Annotated in this window: 13 protein-coding genes, 1 pseudogene and 1 riboswitch; of the genes and pseudogenes, 9 read left to right on the top strand and 5 right to left on the bottom strand. The window is 47.1% G+C overall.

What is annotated here, in order from left to right:
• The first annotated feature begins 9 nt into the window (after window positions 1–9).
• On the top strand, window positions 10–1203 hold the full coding sequence (locus QUB33_RS08185; RefSeq protein WP_333349292.1) for a sensor histidine kinase: 1194 nt from the start codon (window positions 10–12) through the stop codon (window positions 1201–1203).
• Window positions 1204–1324: 121 nt separating this feature from the next.
• On the opposite strand, the gene QUB33_RS08180 is transcribed toward QUB33_RS08185, so the two are convergent.
• Window positions 1325–1492, bottom strand: a complete 168-nt coding sequence (locus tag QUB33_RS08180; protein ID WP_333349290.1) for a hypothetical protein — start codon at window positions 1490–1492, stop codon at window positions 1325–1327.
• Window positions 1493–1591: 99 nt separating this feature from the next.
• Window positions 1592–1803, bottom strand: a riboswitch (cyclic di-AMP (ydaO/yuaA leader).
• A 170-nt stretch (window positions 1804–1973) separates the two neighbouring features.
• Between QUB33_RS08180 and QUB33_RS08175 the strand changes: the two genes are divergently transcribed.
• Window positions 1974–3170: a HAMP domain-containing sensor histidine kinase gene (locus QUB33_RS08175; protein WP_333349288.1), complete on the top strand. Its 1197-nt coding sequence runs from the start codon at window positions 1974–1976 to the stop codon at window positions 3168–3170.
• Window positions 3171–3235: 65 nt separating this feature from the next.
• Here the strand turns inward: QUB33_RS08175 and QUB33_RS08170 are convergent, their stop codons facing one another.
• Window positions 3236–4573 carry an ArsB/NhaD family transporter gene (locus QUB33_RS08170; RefSeq protein ID WP_333349287.1) on the bottom strand — a complete coding sequence of 446 codons (1338 nt, stop codon included), beginning with the start codon at window positions 4571–4573 and terminating at the stop codon, window positions 3236–3238.
• Between the two features lie 207 nt (window positions 4574–4780).
• Here QUB33_RS08170 and QUB33_RS08165 point away from each other — a divergent pair, with 207 nt between their 5' ends.
• The gene (locus QUB33_RS08165; RefSeq protein WP_333349285.1) at window positions 4781–6064 is read left to right on the top strand and encodes a HAMP domain-containing sensor histidine kinase; all 1284 of its coding nucleotides are present in this window, start codon (window positions 4781–4783) and stop codon (window positions 6062–6064) included.
• A gap of 34 nt (window positions 6065–6098) precedes the next feature.
• Window positions 6099–8213, top strand: a complete 2115-nt coding sequence (gene bchD / locus QUB33_RS08160; RefSeq protein WP_333349284.1) for a magnesium chelatase ATPase subunit D — start codon at window positions 6099–6101, stop codon at window positions 8211–8213.
• A 75-nt stretch (window positions 8214–8288) separates the two neighbouring features.
• Here the strand turns inward: bchD and QUB33_RS08155 are convergent, their stop codons facing one another.
• Window positions 8289–8615, bottom strand: a complete 327-nt coding sequence (locus QUB33_RS08155) for a PEP-CTERM sorting domain-containing protein (RefSeq protein ID WP_333349282.1) — start codon at window positions 8613–8615, stop codon at window positions 8289–8291.
• Window positions 8616–9183: 568 nt separating this feature from the next.
• Between QUB33_RS08155 and QUB33_RS08150 the strand changes: the two genes are divergently transcribed.
• The gene (locus tag QUB33_RS08150) at window positions 9184–9912 is read left to right on the top strand and encodes a Bax inhibitor-1 family protein (protein ID WP_333349280.1); all 729 of its coding nucleotides are present in this window, start codon (window positions 9184–9186) and stop codon (window positions 9910–9912) included.
• Window positions 9913–10159: 247 nt separating this feature from the next.
• Window positions 10160–11743 (top strand): tetratricopeptide repeat protein, encoded by a 1584-nt coding sequence (locus QUB33_RS08145; RefSeq protein ID WP_333349278.1) that lies wholly within the window; start codon window positions 10160–10162, stop codon window positions 11741–11743.
• Window positions 11744–11814: 71 nt separating this feature from the next.
• On the opposite strand, the gene QUB33_RS08140 is transcribed toward QUB33_RS08145, so the two are convergent.
• A complete protein-coding gene (locus tag QUB33_RS08140; RefSeq protein ID WP_333349275.1) occupies window positions 11815–12540 on the bottom strand; it encodes a Uma2 family endonuclease in 726 nt (241 codons plus the stop codon).
• 292 nt (window positions 12541–12832) lie between these two features.
• Between QUB33_RS08140 and QUB33_RS08135 the strand changes: the two are divergent.
• The 3 genes and pseudogenes from QUB33_RS08135 to rpsU all read left to right on the top strand — a co-directional run.
• Window positions 12833–13840, top strand: a pseudogene (locus tag QUB33_RS08135) (PCRF domain-containing protein); the annotation flags it as partial.
• Window positions 13841–13876: 36 nt separating this feature from the next.
• A protein-coding gene (gene prfB, locus QUB33_RS08130) for a peptide chain release factor 2 (RefSeq protein ID WP_333349273.1) occupies window positions 13877–15011 on the top strand; the annotation gives its coding sequence in 2 pieces (ribosomal slippage) (window positions 13877–13948 and window positions 13950–15011; 1134 coding nt in all).
• A 172-nt stretch (window positions 15012–15183) separates the two neighbouring features.
• Complete coding sequence (rpsU, locus tag QUB33_RS08125; protein WP_006632476.1) at window positions 15184–15378, top strand: 30S ribosomal protein S21; 195 nt, start codon at window positions 15184–15186, stop codon at window positions 15376–15378.
• A 2-nt stretch (window positions 15379–15380) separates the two neighbouring features.
• Here rpsU and QUB33_RS08120 read toward each other — a convergent pair whose 3' ends face one another.
• On the bottom strand, window positions 15381–16850 hold the full coding sequence (locus QUB33_RS08120; RefSeq protein WP_333349271.1) for an AtzE family amidohydrolase: 1470 nt from the start codon (window positions 16848–16850) through the stop codon (window positions 15381–15383).
• Window positions 16851–16870: the final 20 nt, after the last annotated feature.

Here is a 16870-nt window from a genome sequence, read left to right as displayed (position 1 = left end):
ATAAAAGCAATGATAGATTTTAGCCAAGCGTTACAAGATAAAATTGATATAATTACCGAAAACTGGATCGAAGCTGTTCAGGGCGACGATAAAATCGGCACCGCCAAGCAACTCACCTACGATTCCGTGCGCGACAGCCTTCCCATCGTACTGCAAGCGATCGTAACTATGCTGTCCCAATCAGAAGAGGGCGACTTTGGGGCAGTCATACAAGAAAGTTTAGACCACGGAACTGTCAGGGCACAACAAGGCTACGATGCCGAAGAAATTGCGCGGGAATATCGCTTGCTGCGGAGGGTAATTTTCGATGCTTTAGAGCCAGAATTGCTAAAAGGCTCAGCCGCTGAAGTGAACCGAGCTTATCGCTTAATTGACACTGCCCTCGACGAAGGAATTGCTGACTGTTTCAAAACCTATACCCAGGCAAGATTGCAAGAACTACAGGAGTTGCAAAACCAATTGCAACTTACAAATCAAGAGCTGACTCGCTTACTTCGCGCCAGTCAAGAGAATATATCTCACTTAGCTCACGAATTGAAAACCCCCCTCACCTCTATTATTGGCTACTCAGAATTGTTTTTGCGCCAAATAAACAATCCTAGAGTTAAAGATTCGGCTCCCAATTTGGCACATATTGATAAAGTCCTCAACAACGGCAGACTATTACTTAGATTAATTAACGATACTCTCGAAATCTCGCGGTACGACACGGGACGCATAAAATTGCAGCTAAGTGTTACAAATGTGCGATCGGCGATCGGCACTGTTGTCGAAATAATCGAGCCTTTGGCCAGAGCAAAAAATTTAGAGATTGCTCTTGAGTGCGATCCGGTTCTCGATCAAGTTATGACCGATTACTTGCGCTTGCAGCAAATTATCACCAACTTGGTAAGCAACGCCATTCGCTACACTCAAGCTGGTACTATTACCATAAAAACCGAATTATTGTCAGACAAACATTGGAGTCTCTGCATCACCGATACAGGAATTGGCATAGCTTCAGAAGACTGCGATCAGATTTTTCAACCCTATTTTCGAGCCAACAGCTCCGTGGCTTCTGGGATGCCGGACAGTACAGGCTTAGGGCTAGCAATTGTCGAGCGATTAGTCAACCTCTTGCAAGGTAAAATCGAATTAGTTTCTGAAGTAGGAGTTGGCTCCTCCTTTACTGTAATTTTTCCCTTAGAATTGGATGGAGTTTAGATTACTGTTAACTGTTGACTGTTGACTGTTGACTGTTGACTACCAACTAATGACTAATGACTTCTTCAAATCAGAAACCGAAGAGTTACATAAACAGCCACACTTATTAATTGCAGCGCCATCACAGGCAGCCCGTAACGCAGAAAAGTTTGAAAAGAAATCCGGCGCCCGTGCAGTCAAAACCAGCCGCCGGCAACAAAACTGCATCTCGGATGACAACGGGTTTTACCCGCTTCCACGTTGCAACTCCTGCAAGTGCGATCGCAGATAAATTAAGCTGTATGAACATTTCCATCTCCTTCAGAGTCAGGGCAGGTACAAAAATCTTGAACAATACCAACCTGAGACACTGACGAAGGCAAACAATCTTTTTCAGAAATTTGGCTTTTCAGTATCTTCTCAATGTCTGCGAAGTTAGCTGACGGGCTAGGACTCAGAGATGTCCTTCTCCTTCGATTTCAAAATCAAAAACAACACTCAAATTTGGCAAGTTTTAACTTTGCTTTTAATCCTGTAGAGATTCGCCCCGAAAATTGGTTCCTCCGCTCCAGCCACACGCTTGATTTGATCGCCCACTGCTGGATTAGGCTTGACTTTTTAAGCCAATTTAATGTAAATTAGGACGAGCATTTAATTTTGTCAATATGTCTTTAGGAGTAGCCATTGGCGCTCGGCGAAGCCCAAAAGTTGACAAACAATTCAAAAAGTTAATTATTAAACTAGCTTAGAGAGATAAAATGCGATCGCCCACTTATTTCTCTACTTGAGCCATGAGAGACTTTAGCCTCGCGCTGCAAGATCGAATCGACATAATTATACAAAACTGGATCGAAGCTGTACGCTCCGACGACCAACTCGAAACCGCTAAGGAACTCACCTACAATGGCGTGCGCGACAGCGTTCCCATGGTACTGCAAGCGATCGTAACGATGCTTTCCCAATCCCAAGAGAGCGACATTCGCACACTCGTAGAAAAAAGTTTAGAACACGGAACTCTCAGGGCAAAACAAGGCTACGACGCCGAAGAAATTGCGCGAGAATACCGCTTGCTGCGCTGGGTAATTTTCGAGGCTTTAGAGCCAGAATTGTTCAAAGCCTCTGCCAGAGAAGTCAGCAGAGCTTACCGCTTAATTGACACTGCGCTCGACGAAGTAATTGCTAAATGTTTCCAAACCTTTACCCAGGAAAGATTCCAAGAACTAAAGGATTTGCAACACCAATTGCAACTTACAAATCAAGAACTGACTCGCTTAGTTCGCGCCAATCAAGAGAACTTATCTCACTTAGCACACGAATTAAAAACTCCCCTCACCTCTATTATCGGCTACTCAGATTTGTTTTTGCGCCAGCAACAAAACTATTCCGAAATTAAAGGTTCTGTTCCCAATATAGGGCATATTGATAGAGTCCTCAACAGCGGCCGGCTGTTGCTGAGATTGATCAACGATACTCTGGAAATTTCGCGGTACGAAGCCGGACAAATCAAGTTACAGCTAACTGCAATCAGCCTGCCAGATGTAGTCGCCACTGTTGTCGAAATAATCGAGCCTTTAGCGAAAGCCAAAGGTTTAGAGATAGCTGTTGAGTGCCATCTCTCAGACGATAAAGTGGTGACAGATTGCTTGCGCTTGCAGCAAATTATCACCAACTTGGTGAGCAACGCCATTCGCTACACCACAGCCGGTACTGTTACAATAAAAAGCGAACTTTTGCCAGATAAATATTGGACAGTAACTGTCTCCGATACAGGAATTGGCATTGCTCCCGAAGACTGCGATCGGATTTTTCAACCCTATTTTCGAGCCGACAACTCCCTGAGCTCTGGCATTCCTGACAGTACCGGCTTAGGGCTAGCAATTGTCGCTCGATTAGTCAAGCTCTTGCAAGGTAAAATCGAATTAGTTTCTGAAGTAGGAGTTGGCTCCTCCTTCACTGTAATTTTTCCCTTAGAATTGGATGGAGTTTAGATTACTGTTAACTGTTGACTGTTGACTGTTGACTGCCAACTGCCAACTAATGACTAATGACTTCTTCAAATCAGAAACCGAAGAGTTACATAAACAGCCGCACTTATTAATTGCACCGCCATCACAGGCAGCCCGTAACGCAGAAAAGTTTGAAAAGAAATCCGGCGCCCGTGCAGTTCAGAAATTCCCGCCGCGACTATATTAGAAGAAGCTCCTACCAAAGTGCCGTTTCCGCCTAAAGTTGCTCCGTACATCATCGCATAAAACAGCGGCAGCACAGCAGGTGGAAACTGCCCTGCAAAATCCGGAGCCAGCACCTCAGCAGGTGCGAGCCCGGTATTGACAACATACTGTTTTAGTAGTGGCACCATCGCCACTACCAAGGGAATATTTGGCACCACGCTCGACATCAAACCCACAAAAAATAACAAAACTAAAGAACCAAGAAAAATATTCTTACCTAAAATCACTGCTAATATTCCAGATATACTGGCGATAACTCCGGTTTTTTCCAAACCGCCAATCAGCACAAAGATAGACATAAAAAATAGCAGCGTACTCCAATCTAAATCCCGCAAAATATTATTAACAGAATCAATTTTGGAATGGTGAGCTAAAAGCATTGCCAAAGCAGCCCCCAACAAAGCAACCGCTGCCGGTGAAATAGGCACGGGCAGAGACTCTCCTATTACAAAAAATGTCAGCACGAAAGCTATAATTACACCGCCCACTCCTAAGACTCGCGGGTGATTAATTGTTGGGCGCGGCAAATGTTCCAAATCGTCTAAGTTCTTGTGCCAAATGTCGCGGAAAAGCCAAGGCAACATAACTACTATCACTGCTAATGCGATCGCCCCGCCCAAACTTAACTTTACCAGGTAATCTGTAAAGCTCATGTTAATAGCATCACCGACAATGAATGTCGCCGGATCGCCCACGATTGTCAGCAGTCCCGAGCTGTTAGCTACAAATACCATTAAAATCAGTAACGGCACAAAATCTACACCGACTTCTTCTGCCATTGGCGGAATTAATGGTGCTAGCAGCATGACTGTCGTGGCATTGGGCAAAACAGAACAAATTGGCGTAGTAATTGCGACAATACCCAGCAAGAGATTTTTGCCTTTGCCTTTAGCCAAAAGCACCATTTGAGTTGCCAAGTATTCAAATACTTTGGTAGGCTCAAAGGCTCTCACCATTACCATGACTCCGAAAAATAAGCCCAGCGTGGCGTGACTCCGACCGATATATTCGATCGCGTTGTTTAACGTCATCACGTGGGTAAAAACCAGAATCACTGCTCCCAGAAATGCCGCAACTGTGAGGTGTATCCATTCTGTAATTATTAAGAAAATTACACATATAAATGTTGTTGCAGCAATTACAGCTTGCACGTTTTCCATTTAGTCCCCTGAAAATAATAGAACTTAAAAATTAAAAAGTGTCGGTTCGAGTGACTATACTACTTTCTGGCTCTTCTGTCAATAAATTTAAGTGCTGATTTTGGCAGCAACAAGCTGGGAACAAGTCATCAAGAGCTCTCCGGCACAGGGAAGAAATCACCTCAAAACTACTTCTTTCGGCAGGGTCGCGATCGCCCAAAGTTTGATATGGCGATCTGGCGATCGCTCAACTACAATGAAGCATGGGCAATCTCTGCCAAACTCAACCCCCACGCAGACATTATGGACTACAGCCAAGTGCTCGCCGAAAAAACCGATATTATCGTCAAGAACTGGATTGAAGCAGTTCGTCAGGATCGGAACATTGAAAGCGCTGGTGGCTTACCGCACTCAGCAATCGAAAATCACATACCTCACCTGCTGGCGGCGATGGCTACAGTGCTTTCCCAATATCAAAACAGCGAAATAAAACTAATAATTCAAGCCAGTTTAGATCACGGATTTCTCAGAGCAGAACAAGGCTACGATGCAGCAGAAGTAGCGCGGGAATACCACTTATTGCGTCAAGTAATATTCTCGCAGTTAGAATCAGAATTGCTAGCAGGAACCACTGCCGACGTATTCAGAGCTTTCAGGCTGATAGATGCCGTAGTAGACGAAGCAATTGCCCAGTGTTTTAACAGCTACGTCGCTCAGAGGCTGCAGGAACTTCAACAAATCCAAACTCAGTTACAACTCACCAATCAAGAACTCTCTCGCCTTGTCAGCGTCCATCAAGAAAACGTCTACCATTTGGCTCACGAACTTAAAACTCCTCTCAACTCAATTATTGGTTATTCCGAACTATTTCTGCGAAAAGAAAAATGGCAATCTGAAGTCAAAGATACCCTCCCCGGCATCGAACACATCGAGCGAGTATTGCGTAACGGCAGACACTTGCTTCGCATGATTAATGACACACTAGAACTTTCTCGCGCCGAGGCCGGAAAAATTAAACTTAACCTGCGGCCCACTAATATACAATCTGTAATTAACACCGTAGTAGAAATGATGCAGCCAATTGCTGATGCTAAAGGATTAAAGCTCGCTGTTACCAGCGACTGCGCCCCAACACAAGTAATCGCCGACGCACAGCGGCTGCAACAAATTCTGATCAACCTGGTGAGCAATGCCATTCGCTATACAGAATCTGGTAGCATCGAATTAAGTTGCCACCCTGCTGGAGACGGAAAGTGGGCGATCGCAATTACAGATACCGGCATTGGCATCGCCCCGGAAGATACAAAGCGCATCTTTGACCCCTTCTTTCAAGCAGGAGAAGCAGCCAAACAGCTCTTTCCCACCGAAAGCACTGGCCTGGGATTAGCAATAGTATCGCGGCTCGTCACGCTGCTGCAAGGCAAAATCGAGTTAGTATCAGAAATAGGAGTCGGCTCAACTTTTACCGTGATTCTGCCGCAAGAAGTTAAAATACTCCAAGAAGTAAGCTAAACATTAAGTTCAAATTTTTACATCCGAAAATCCTATGCCCGCAGCCAACCTTAGCCCTTCCACCACAGCCTTTCCCCTCACCGCCGTAGTCGGGCAAGAAGCAATCAAATTAGCCCTGCTGTTAGCAGCAGTCGATCCCGGATTGGGAGGAGTTGCGATCGCAGGCCGCCGCGGGACAGCAAAATCAGTAATGGCCCGCGCCTTGCACTCATTACTGCCGCCCATTGAAATTGTTAAAGATTCTTTTTGCAACGCCGAACCTAATGATATTCTTGCAGAACAGGCATCAGGCTTGTTACCAGAAAATGGCGGGCAAGATGCCCACACCACCGATACTAATTCCTTAACTACTGAAATAATTCCCACACCATTCATTCAAATTCCTTTGGGTGTCACGGAAGACAGACTCTTAGGTTCAGTCGATGTCGAACAATCAGTAAAATTCGGTCAAACCGTATTTCAACCCGGACTCCTAGCCCAAGCAAATCGAGGCGTACTATATGTAGACGAAATCAACCTCCTCGACGACAACATTTCCAACCAATTACTAACAGTATTAACCGAAGGGCGCAACCAAATAGAGCGCGAAGGCATTAGCTTCCAACACCCCTGCAAACCTCTATTTATCGCCACCTACAACCCCGAAGAAGGGCCGCTGAGAGAACATTTGCTCGATCGCATCGCGATCGTACTTTCAGCCGACGCAGCACTCGAAATAGAAGAAAGAGTCTATGCAGTAGAACAAGCTTTATCCTACTCCAGCTCCCCCCAAGAATTTTTAAATCAATATAGCGAAGACACCGACAACCTCAAAACCCAAATCATCCTAGCCAGAGAATGGCTCAAAGATGTCAGCATTAAACGCGAACAAATTGCCTACCTAGTAGAAGAAGCCATCCGGGGTGGCGTTCAAGGACACCGCGCCGAAATATTCGCTGTCCGCGTCGCCAAAGCCGCCGCCGCCATCGAAGGACGCACAGAAGTTAACGCCGAAGACCTGCGCCGCGCCGTAGAATTAGTCATCGTACCCCGCGCCACCATCATCCAAACTCCCCCAGACGAAAACTCTCCTCCTCCTCCACCCCCACCGCCTCCCCAAAAGCAGTCAGAACAAGAACAAGACGAACCAGAAAACGAGCAAGAAGACGAAGAAGACCAAGAGGATGAAGACAACCCGGAACCTGAAGAAGAACCAGAAAAAGATACCATTCCCGAAGAATTTCTCTTCGACCCCGAAGGCGTAATTCTCGACCCCAGCGTGCTTTTCTTCGCCCAAGCCGCCAACCGCCAAGGCAAATCGGGCAGTAGAAGCACCATTTTCTCCGAAGATAGAGGCCGTTACGTCAAGCCAGTTTTACCCAAAGGCCCCGTCCGCCGCATCGCCGTTGACGCGACCCTCAGAGCCGCCGCACCCTACCAAAAAGCCCGCCGCGACAGGAATTCTAACGCCCCCCAACCCCCCCTTAGCAAGGGGGGGCAAGAGGGGGTTCAGCGCCGTGTATTTGTGGAGCAGGGAGACATTCGGGCGAAGCGCTTGGCCAGAAAAGCTGGAGCTTTAGTCGTATTTGTCGTCGATGCTTCGGGTTCGATGGCCCTCAACCGAATGCAGTCCGCCAAAGGTGCAGTCATGCAGCTACTCACTGAAGCTTATCAAAGCCGCGACCAAGTTGCTCTCATTCCCTTTCGCGGGGAACAAGCAGAAGTGCTGCTACCGCCGACTCGCTCAATAGCCTTGGCCCGCAAGCGTTTGGAACGGTTGCCCTGCGGAGGCGGTTCCCCCCTGGCCCACGGTTTGACTCAAGCAGTGCGGGTGGGAGTCAACGCGCGGCAGTCTGGAGATATCGGTCAAGTTGCGATTGTCGCCATTACTGACGGACGCGGTAATATTCCTTTGGCTCGTTCTTTGGGCGAACCGATTGTAGATGGAGAAAAGCCTGATATTAAGCAGGAATTGTTAGAAATTGCTGCCAAAATTCGCGGGTTGGGAATGCAGTTGCTGGTGATTGATACCGAGAGCAAGTTTATTTCGACTGGCTTTGCGAAGGAATTGGCCAAGACTTCTGGAGGGAAATACTATCACTTGCCCAAAGCTACCGAACAGTCGATCGCAGCTATGACTAAAAATGCTCTGCGCGACGCGATCGGCTAAAATCCTGATACCCGGATTTATCTCCGTTTATCTGCGGTTAAAAATCCAAAAATTAGACTTTTTGCCAAAAAAAGTCTAATTTTTAACTCTCACTCTCCGGCGACTCAGCGCCAGCGAACCCGCAACTAAACCCAACCCTACCACCGTCGAAGGCTCTGGAATTCTTACGGGCAGAGGTACGCGGTTTGCCGTCCCCCGGTTGGGGGTTGAAGAAGTTGTACCTTGGGGGAGTTGACCGGTCTGAGCCAGCAGCAAATTTTCTGAACCCTGCCATGAAGCAGCGGTAGAAACGGCTCGGACATTAGCTGCAACGGCAGCTTGACCGCTGGAAATAACGGCGGCGGCAGCCAATAAAATCCCGGCTGTAGGGGGCAATAATTTGCGATCAAAAAAGGTGGGCATTGGACATTACCTATTTAGCAGTTTGTCGATAGAACTCGATCTATTCATTAATTTTATGGGTATCCTCTGTCTGAGCTACTGTCTGAGCTACTGTCTGAGCTACCTTAGCAATTAACGGAACCGATTTTAGATTTTAGATTTTATTTATATTTTATATTTTAGATTATTGAAGTTTCTGGTCCCTAGTTTCAACTAAGTCGCAAATCAAAAACCTAAAATCAACTGTGGCCCCTGCCTCTAGCATATACTCCTTAATCCCAATCGTAAATCCCCCCTCCCAAATTGATTGACTTCAGCTATCTGTGAGTCGATCGACTTTAAGCTAGCCCTTGGCTGCAGATAGCGCCGGCCCTTTACACTCTATAGCTTTGCAGCGAGGCGCAACGGTGCGAGACAGCGACACGGCCCAGACCTGTACGCAGTCGATTATAAACAATCGATCCCTGGTTGGGAGTGATTTCACCCCCGTTCTTTATCAAATCTTTAAACTCTTTCAGATTTTGCAAACAAAGTGTAAAGCTGTCAAAATGATAGATAGCAATTCTCAGCCAAAATTAGGTAAATCCTCGTGAGTAACACTAGCAATTTCCGCGAAGCCGTGCGCGAGGCCAAAAACCACGCGCTGGTAGGCCCGAACGTCATCTCCAACGCTCTCCCCTTCGTGGGCGGCGGACTTGTCTTAACTGCTGTCGGCACCTACGGGGGCCTGGGAGTGATCCGCAACTATCCCGGGATCTTCTTTCCCACATTCATTGCCGCGATCGTCGTAGAATTAATTCTATTCTTCGTCGCCCGCGGTGCCGCCGAACAAGGCAACAAAAACACCGCTTTACCCCTGCTGGCAACCTACAGCCTGCTTTCGGGCTACACCCTCAGCGGATTGGTATTTACAGCCCTCAGAACCCAAGGCGTCGGCATCTCCGGCATCGCTTTTGCAGCCCTCGGATGCGGCATTACCTTTATCGCCGCCCGCCAAATTGGCTCCAACCTTTCTGAACAAGACGGCATGGCCCTCACCAAAACTATCAGTTTAGGTGTGATTGCTTTGTTAGTCGTCGTTGGCGGTCAGTTTCTGCTCTCACTATTTGGCGTCTACACCCCAACCTGGTTGGAAATTGGCATTTCTGGCATCGGCGTGTTTATATTTGCCGGCGCTGCGATCGTCGATTTTTACATATTACCCCGCAGCTACCGCGACGACCAGTATTTACCCGCCGCTCTGTCGATGTACTTGACCTACATCAACTTGTTCATTTTCATTCTGCGCCTGTTGATTGCTATCAACAGCCGCGATTGATTGAAACTTTAGCTTAAAAAAAAACCGCGGCTCGATCGACATCCGGCTGCGGTTTTTTTTATTAAGATTTGGAATCAAGATAGTCGTCATCGCCTCCTCTGTCCCTCATACAAAAAACTTATATCGTGTTCACAGCCTGCAGGCATGAGGTATAATTTTACTTTTTAATCACTCAATCAAATCTCTTGTTATCTAATTGTGTCGATCGCGATTTCAATATTAATCACAAATTAATTGGGGAAAACTCATGTACTTAAAATATGAAGATATTAGGATAGTCAGCGTAGAAATTACCTCCAGATGCAATGCAGCTTGTCCTCAGTGTCCCCGCACCGACAACCCGATTTTGCCGGGGGCGGAATTAAAGATCGAGGATATTGAGAGAATTTTCCCACAAGAGTTTTGCTCTCAGTTGGATTTGGTGTATATGTGCGGCAACTACGGCGATGCTATGACTAGCAATACCACAATTCCGGCGATCGAGTATTTGCACCGCATGGGAGTTCCTCATATCAGCCTGTACACCAACGGTAGCGGACGCAATCCAGACTGGTGGCAAGCCCTGGCAAAGGCGATGACAGGAGAACACGATCGCGTAATTTTTAGTATCGACGGGTTGGCAGATACTAACAGCATCTACCGCCAAAATACCAACTGGGACAGGATAATGCAATCTGTTAATGCCTTTATCCAAGCAGGCGGAAAAGCTGTATGGCACTACTTGATATTTGAACACAACCAGCATCAAGTAGAAGCAGCACGGGATTTAGCCCAAAAATTAGGATTTGTCGAGTTTGTACCGAAAGCTACTTCTCGTTTTGCGGCGAAAGAGATTTATGACAAAGAGTCCGCCAATCAACAGCCTCAGAAGGCAGAAAACTCTCAGGTAGAGGCTAAGAGCGATCGCCCCAACCAACCAGCAACAACTAATGCGTCAGCCCCTCAAAATCAAACACAGACGGCTGTTGGGTTGCACCAACAAGCTGAACAATGTTTGAAACAAGGAAAGCTATCAGATGCGATCGCAGCCAGCCAACAAGCCCTGAAAATTCAACCTAATTTTGCAGCAGCCTGGAAAACTTTAGGCAATGCTGTTCAAGGTTTGGGGAAGATGCAAGCAGCGGCCGACTGTTACGCAAAAGCCCTCAAAATTCAGCCTAATTTTCCAGAAGTTTATGCTAATGTCGGCAGTCTTTATGCTCAACAGCAACAGTGGCAGCCAGCTAGTGCTTATTACCAAAAGGCGATCGAGCTTAAACCCAATTTTGCCGGAGCTTATCGCAATTTAGCTAAAGTTTTGACGCAGTTGGGGCAACCAGAAAAAGCAAATTATGCTTGGTATCAAGCTATAGCTATCGAAACTTCTCAAGCACCAGAACCAACTCCCTATGTCCCATCAAAGCCAGCCACCGAAGAACTTCAACCCCCATCGTTGGAACAATATAAAAATCCCCAGGGAGACCAATTTATCCAAGCTGTAGAAACATTTGGTAGCCTAAACAATTACTACCGAAATGTAGAAATTAGCTGCCAAACTCAAGCCAGCAAAGAGATTTTTATCAGTTTTGAAGCGGAACTCTGGCCTTGCTGTTGGGTAAGCCATACTAAATACGCTGTTTATAACCACACTTACAGACCGCAAATGCTGGCTTTAATTGAAAAGTACGGAAATGGCTTTAATTCTCTCAGAACTCAATCGGTGAAAGATGCGATCGCAAGAGATTGGTTTCGCGAAGACCTCACAAAAAGTTTTTCCTGTTCCAAAAGGTTGGACGTATGCGCTCACGAATGCGGTAAAACTTTCAATTCAACAGGTTCGCAGTATATCTAAGAAGTCATTAGTCATTAGTTATTAGTCATTAGTCACAAGGAAGAATGCGCTCAAGCCGATCGAATTTCATGTCACGATTCAGGCAGGTTATCGGGATCGATCCCTTGCGATCGCAAATACTCAGCTAGGCGTTCGGCTCGCTGTCGTTCTACCCTCAACTCCTCTCGCATCTGCCCGGCCGCTGCATCGGGCAGGGGATAGACATTTCCTGACTCGTCGTACCAAACCAGAATTTCTTGCTCGATGCCCCCAATAAGTTGCCCCGAGCGCCCCATGCCCAGTCCTACTTCTGGCATCCAATAGGGTTCGCCAATCTGCTGCTGGTACTGCCCGTCAATCAGCTTGTAGACTTCAAACGGTTGATGCCGATCGCGCCGCCAAAATTCGGGGTTGTAAATAATGTAGTACAAAACCCCTAACCCGGCATAAATCGACATTTTCTCGTCGTACTCCCCACCGGGTTTGTGAGACACCATTTCCAATGCTAAGATCGGCACAACCTCGTTTTCTTCCCAGACAGCATAGCTGCGGCGAGATTTGCCTCCTTTTCGGCGCTCCACCCCCAAACTGAGAAACCCGTCGGGGACGACCGGCACTTTGGGACTGATTCCTGTGGTGTGATACACGGCCATATCCACCCCAAAGTACCAATCCATGCGAGCCGACCAAATGCTGGTGAGGACAAACAACAATAGGTTCGGCAGCAGATTCTGGTCTTCGTTATCCACAGGGGTATCGTCCGAACAGGGCAGGTCTTCGGTGGACGGCAAGCTGAATTTTAGTTCTGGGGAAATCATGGCAGTTAACTCCCATCTAGATCGTTAACCTGATTTTAGATTATAGCAATTTTTTTTAATTTTTAATGCGGTAAAATTTTCAATTCAACAGGTTCGCAGGATATCTAATTACGAAGAAACAATAACATTTTGTTGAAATATCCTAATTTCAGCTATAATTTGTAAAAGACTTCAAAACCATGAGGACTAACCGTGGAAATTCTACACATCAAACACCACATCGAAACATTGGGCGATTGCCTAACAGTCAGACAACACTGTCTTTAACTCAGAATTAACTGCCAAAAACCAAAAGTTTGAACAGTTAGCAGCACAGCCGGAGCCTGACCACAGCATAAACACAGTTGAACGGATACTCCAAGAACTAGAATCACTCGAATCCTACCAGGCAAAACTCAACCAGTGCCAAACTTATTTAGCAGATGCTACATCAGCAGTTGAGTTGCTCGAATTTCAAGCAGACGACGAACTAGAGCAAGAACTTCAAACTAATTTAGCTCAACTAAACCCCATTCTAGAAGAATATGAATATGAACTAGAGCAATTATTGAGCGGGCCTTATGACAAAAATGGAGCCTACCTCATAATTAATGCAGCAGAAGCTCCGGACTGGGCACAAAGTTTGCTGACAATGTATGCTAGTTGGGGAGAAAACCGAGGGTATAGAGTTCTGTCAATTGAACATGGGCATGGGCGAGGTAAAGGTTGTTGTAGAGGAATTAATTCTGCAACTTTGGCAATAGACGGACGTGGCGCTTACGGCTATCTAAAGTCAGAAACGGGAGCGCATCTAGTGAAAGATACATCGCCTTTTGATATTACCAAAAATCTGCCGACTCCAGTGATTGTGGAAGTTCTGCCAATGGATGTACAACTGGAGATTCCACAGCAGGATTTAGAAATAATCTGGCATCCTCACGATCAGATTGGTTGGGGCGTCTCACCTTGGGTGGAGATTGTTCATGTTCCGACTGGTATTTCGGCAATATCTAATCAACCGAAAAAGAGAGAAAAAGCTTTGGGGGTTCTCACCAGCAAACTGTTTGCTATTATGCAAAGGCAAGGAATTCCACAGCTTGCAGACCTTCAGTGCGATCGCCTAAAAACAGTCCTTAACCAACCAATTCGGGAATATCAATTTGCCAGCTACAGCCCGAACCAGGGCAAAGTTTTGGATCTCCGTACAGGAATCCAAACAACAGCCGTCGCCGAGGTACTCGACGGCAAAATTGACTCATTTATCAAAGCTGGTGTGCTACTGAAAAATGGATTTGCACATTTAGAGCAAAATTTCAGCTAAACTCAAAAATACACCCCACAACTAGGAGAACTCACAGTGGAAGTTCTAGACATCAAACACAATATCGCAACTTTGTCCGATCGACTGGGTACAACCCAGGACTATCTTTGACATCCCCGCACTTACAGCCAAAATTCAAGACTTAGAGCAAATCTGCGCCCAACCAGCATTTTGGGACGACCAAGATCGAGCTCAAGAAACCCTCCAAGAACTTAATGACTTCAAATCTCATTTAGACCAATACCGCGGCTGGCAAACGAGCTTGGAAGATGCTAAAGCTATTTTAGAACTGCTGGAGTTAGAAGCCGACGAGTCGCTGTTCCAAGAAGCCTCATCGAGTCTTTCTCAGTTAACCCGCGAACTCGACCAGTGGGAACTGCAACAATTACTATCGGGGCCCTACGATGAAGGCGGCGCCGTTTTGACAATTAACGCCGGGGCCGGCGGCACAGATGCTCAAGATTGGGCGGAAATGCTGCTGCGGATGTATACCCGCTGGGGGGAAAGTCAAGGTTACAAAGTACATTTAATGGAAATTTCCGAGGGAGAGGAAGCAGGTGTTAAATCGGCTTCTTTGGAAATTGTCGGCCGTTACGCTTACGGTTATATGCGATCGGAAAAAGGCACTCACCGCTTGGTCAGAATTTCGCCTTTTAATGCTAACGACAAGCGTCAAACCAGTTTTGCGGGCGTCGAAGTGATGCCAATTCTCGATCGATCCGTCAAGTTGGACATTCCAGAAAAAGATTTGGAAATCACGACTTCCCGCGCTGGCGGCAAGGGCGGGCAAAACGTTAACAAGGTAGAAACCGCAGTCCGCATCGTTCACATTCCTACTGGTTTGGCCGTCCGCTGCACTGAAGAACGCAGTCAGTTGCAAAATAAGGAAAAAGCTCTGGCATTACTCAAGGCTAGGCTGTTGGTGATTGCTAAGGAACAGCGGGCTTCGGAAATTGCCGAGATTCGCGGCGACATGGTGGAGGCGGCTTGGGGCAACCAAATTCGCAATTATGTTTTTCACCCATACCAAATGGTCAAGGATTTGCGTACTGGGGTGGAAACAACCGCCATCGAAGATGTGATGAACGGCGAATTAGAGCCGTTTATTCAAGCTTACCTGCGGCAGGAAAATCAGTTGATAGCCCAAACCGATTCAACCGCGCGAATATAATTTGCGCCTTGACATACAAAGTCTGCCTGCGCGAATTAAAGAATCAAGAGCGGTAATGGTCGCGGATTTGCTATAATTTTGAGGTTTTGGCCGATCGCCCGACCTTCAAGAGGTCGCGCGGCCAAAAACCTTGATATGATAAAACTTGATCTAACGAACAAAAGGAGAAATAATGACCCAAGTTGTAATAGGCGAAAATGAAGGGATTGAGTCAGCCCTACGACGGTTTAAGCGACAAGTTTCCAAAGCGGGTATTTTCCCCGACATGAGAAAGCACCGCCACTTTGAAACCCCGTTGGAAAAGCAGAAGCGCAAAGCTATTGCCAGAAGGACTAAGAGACGCTTTCACCGCAACAACAAACCCTAGAATTAGGGGTCAATTGATTCGGCAGATACAAGGCCTTGCGATTCAAGTACCGCAGCGACTCGGAGAATCACCGCTTCGCTGTAGGGAGCACCAATAATTTGTACCCCCAAGGGCAAAGCGCCGGGCCGCTGTACGGGCACGCAAAGAACGGGCAAGCCAATAAATGATAGGGGTTGGGTGAACAGTCCGAGATTGGGACGCACTAAGATTTCTTGTCCGGCTATTACCATTTTCTCGACGCCAATTTCAGGGGCAGCTATCGGGGTTGCGGGTGCGAGGATGATGTCTGTGTGTTGGAATATTTCGCGAATTCGATCGCGGTACCACTCTCTGAATCTCTGGGCTTGCAAGTACCAAGTCGCAGGGATCAGGGTTCCCGCTAAAAAGCGATCGCGCGTGGCAGGATCGAAGTCTTGAGGGCGCGATCGTAAATTGTCTAAATGCAAGTTTCCGCCCTCGCAGGCGGTAATGATAAATGCAGCAGCCCTGGCGCGATCGGATTCCGGTATGCTGACAGTCGCAAGCCCCCCTCTTTTTGGGGGGTTTGTTGTTTTTTCTGTGCTAATACCACAATTTAAGACATTTGTCAAGGCTTTAGCAACTATTTCTACAGCATCCATTGCTTCCGGTTCGGCCCCTGTGGCGAAATACCCCTCAGCAACAGCAATTCGCAATCCTTCGATACCTTGATTTAACTGCGGCGAACAAAGTTCTGGCGGGCGTTGAGTGCAAACTGGGTCACGAGAATCAGGGCCTTGCAGGATATCGTACAGCAGCGCCATATCTCTGATCGATCGCCCAAACGGCCCCACACAATCCAAACTACCCGAAAATAAAAAAGCGCCAGCCCTGGACAAACGGCCGTAAGTAGGCTTAAACCCAAAGACACCGCACAAAGCAGCCGGTACGCGGATAGAACCATTAGTATCAGAACCGAGAGTGACGGGTACAAAACCGGCGGCGACTGCTGCTGCGGAACCGCCGCTGGAACCGCCAGCGATGCGCGCAGTATCGCGGGGATTGCGAGTCGGGCCGTAGTGGCTGTTTTCCGTGACGAAACCGTAGGCGTACTCATCCATGTTGAGAGTACCTACGAGGATTGCACCGGCTTGTCTGAGTCGGGCGACCACGGCCGCGTCCTGGGTAGCCGGAGGATTGTCAGCGTTGATTTTTGACCCTGCTAGAGTAGTAATTCCGCCGATATCGAACAGGTTTTTGACTGCGAAGGGAACGCCTGCTAAAGGGCCTGGGTTTTGGTTATTTGCGATCGAATTATCTATATTTTCGGCTGCTGCGAGTGCGCTGGATGCAGTGATTGCAGTAAAGCAATTAAAAGCTTTATCCTTAACAGCAATCCGTTCCAAAGCAGCATTTATCGCCTCTGTAGCCGTAACTTTACCACATTTAACAGCCGCTGCCGTAGCAACCGCATCCGCCTTATCTAAAAAACATCTGCGTTCATCTGCGTTCATCTGCCCTCATCTGCGGTTAA

This window comes from Microcoleus sp. B3-A4, from assembly GCF_036705385.1.
Lineage (GTDB): Bacteria > Cyanobacteriota > Cyanobacteriia > Cyanobacteriales > Microcoleaceae > Microcoleus.
Note: the sequence above shows the minus strand (reverse complement) of the source record. Positions and strands in the feature narration are given on the sequence as shown.

Bases quoted from the DNA above. Each gene is read 5' to 3' on its own strand.
- QUB33_RS08155 (WP_333349282.1), bottom strand. From the start codon at position 8,615: ATGCCCACCTTTTTTGATCGCAAATTATTGCCCCCTACAGCCGGGATT.
- QUB33_RS08180 (WP_333349290.1), bottom strand. From the start codon at position 1,492: ATGTTCATACAGCTTAATTTATCTGCGATCGCACTTGCAGGAGTTGCA.
- QUB33_RS08175 (WP_333349288.1), top strand. From the start codon at position 1,974: ATGAGAGACTTTAGCCTCGCGCTGCAAGATCGAATCGACATAATTATA.
- QUB33_RS08185 (WP_333349292.1), top strand. From the start codon at position 10: ATGATAGATTTTAGCCAAGCGTTACAAGATAAAATTGATATAATTACC.
- QUB33_RS08165 (WP_333349285.1), top strand. From the start codon at position 4,781: ATGGCGATCTGGCGATCGCTCAACTACAATGAAGCATGGGCAATCTCT.
- QUB33_RS08145 (WP_333349278.1), top strand. From the start codon at position 10,160: ATGTACTTAAAATATGAAGATATTAGGATAGTCAGCGTAGAAATTACC.
- QUB33_RS08140 (WP_333349275.1), bottom strand. From the start codon at position 12,540: ATGATTTCCCCAGAACTAAAATTCAGCTTGCCGTCCACCGAAGACCTG.
- rpsU (WP_006632476.1), top strand. From the start codon at position 15,184: ATGACCCAAGTTGTAATAGGCGAAAATGAAGGGATTGAGTCAGCCCTA.
- QUB33_RS08120 (WP_333349271.1), bottom strand. From the start codon at position 16,850: ATGAACGCAGATGAACGCAGATGTTTTTTAGATAAGGCGGATGCGGTT.
- QUB33_RS08170 (WP_333349287.1), bottom strand. From the start codon at position 4,573: ATGGAAAACGTGCAAGCTGTAATTGCTGCAACAACATTTATATGTGTA.
- bchD (WP_333349284.1), top strand. From the start codon at position 6,099: ATGCCCGCAGCCAACCTTAGCCCTTCCACCACAGCCTTTCCCCTCACC.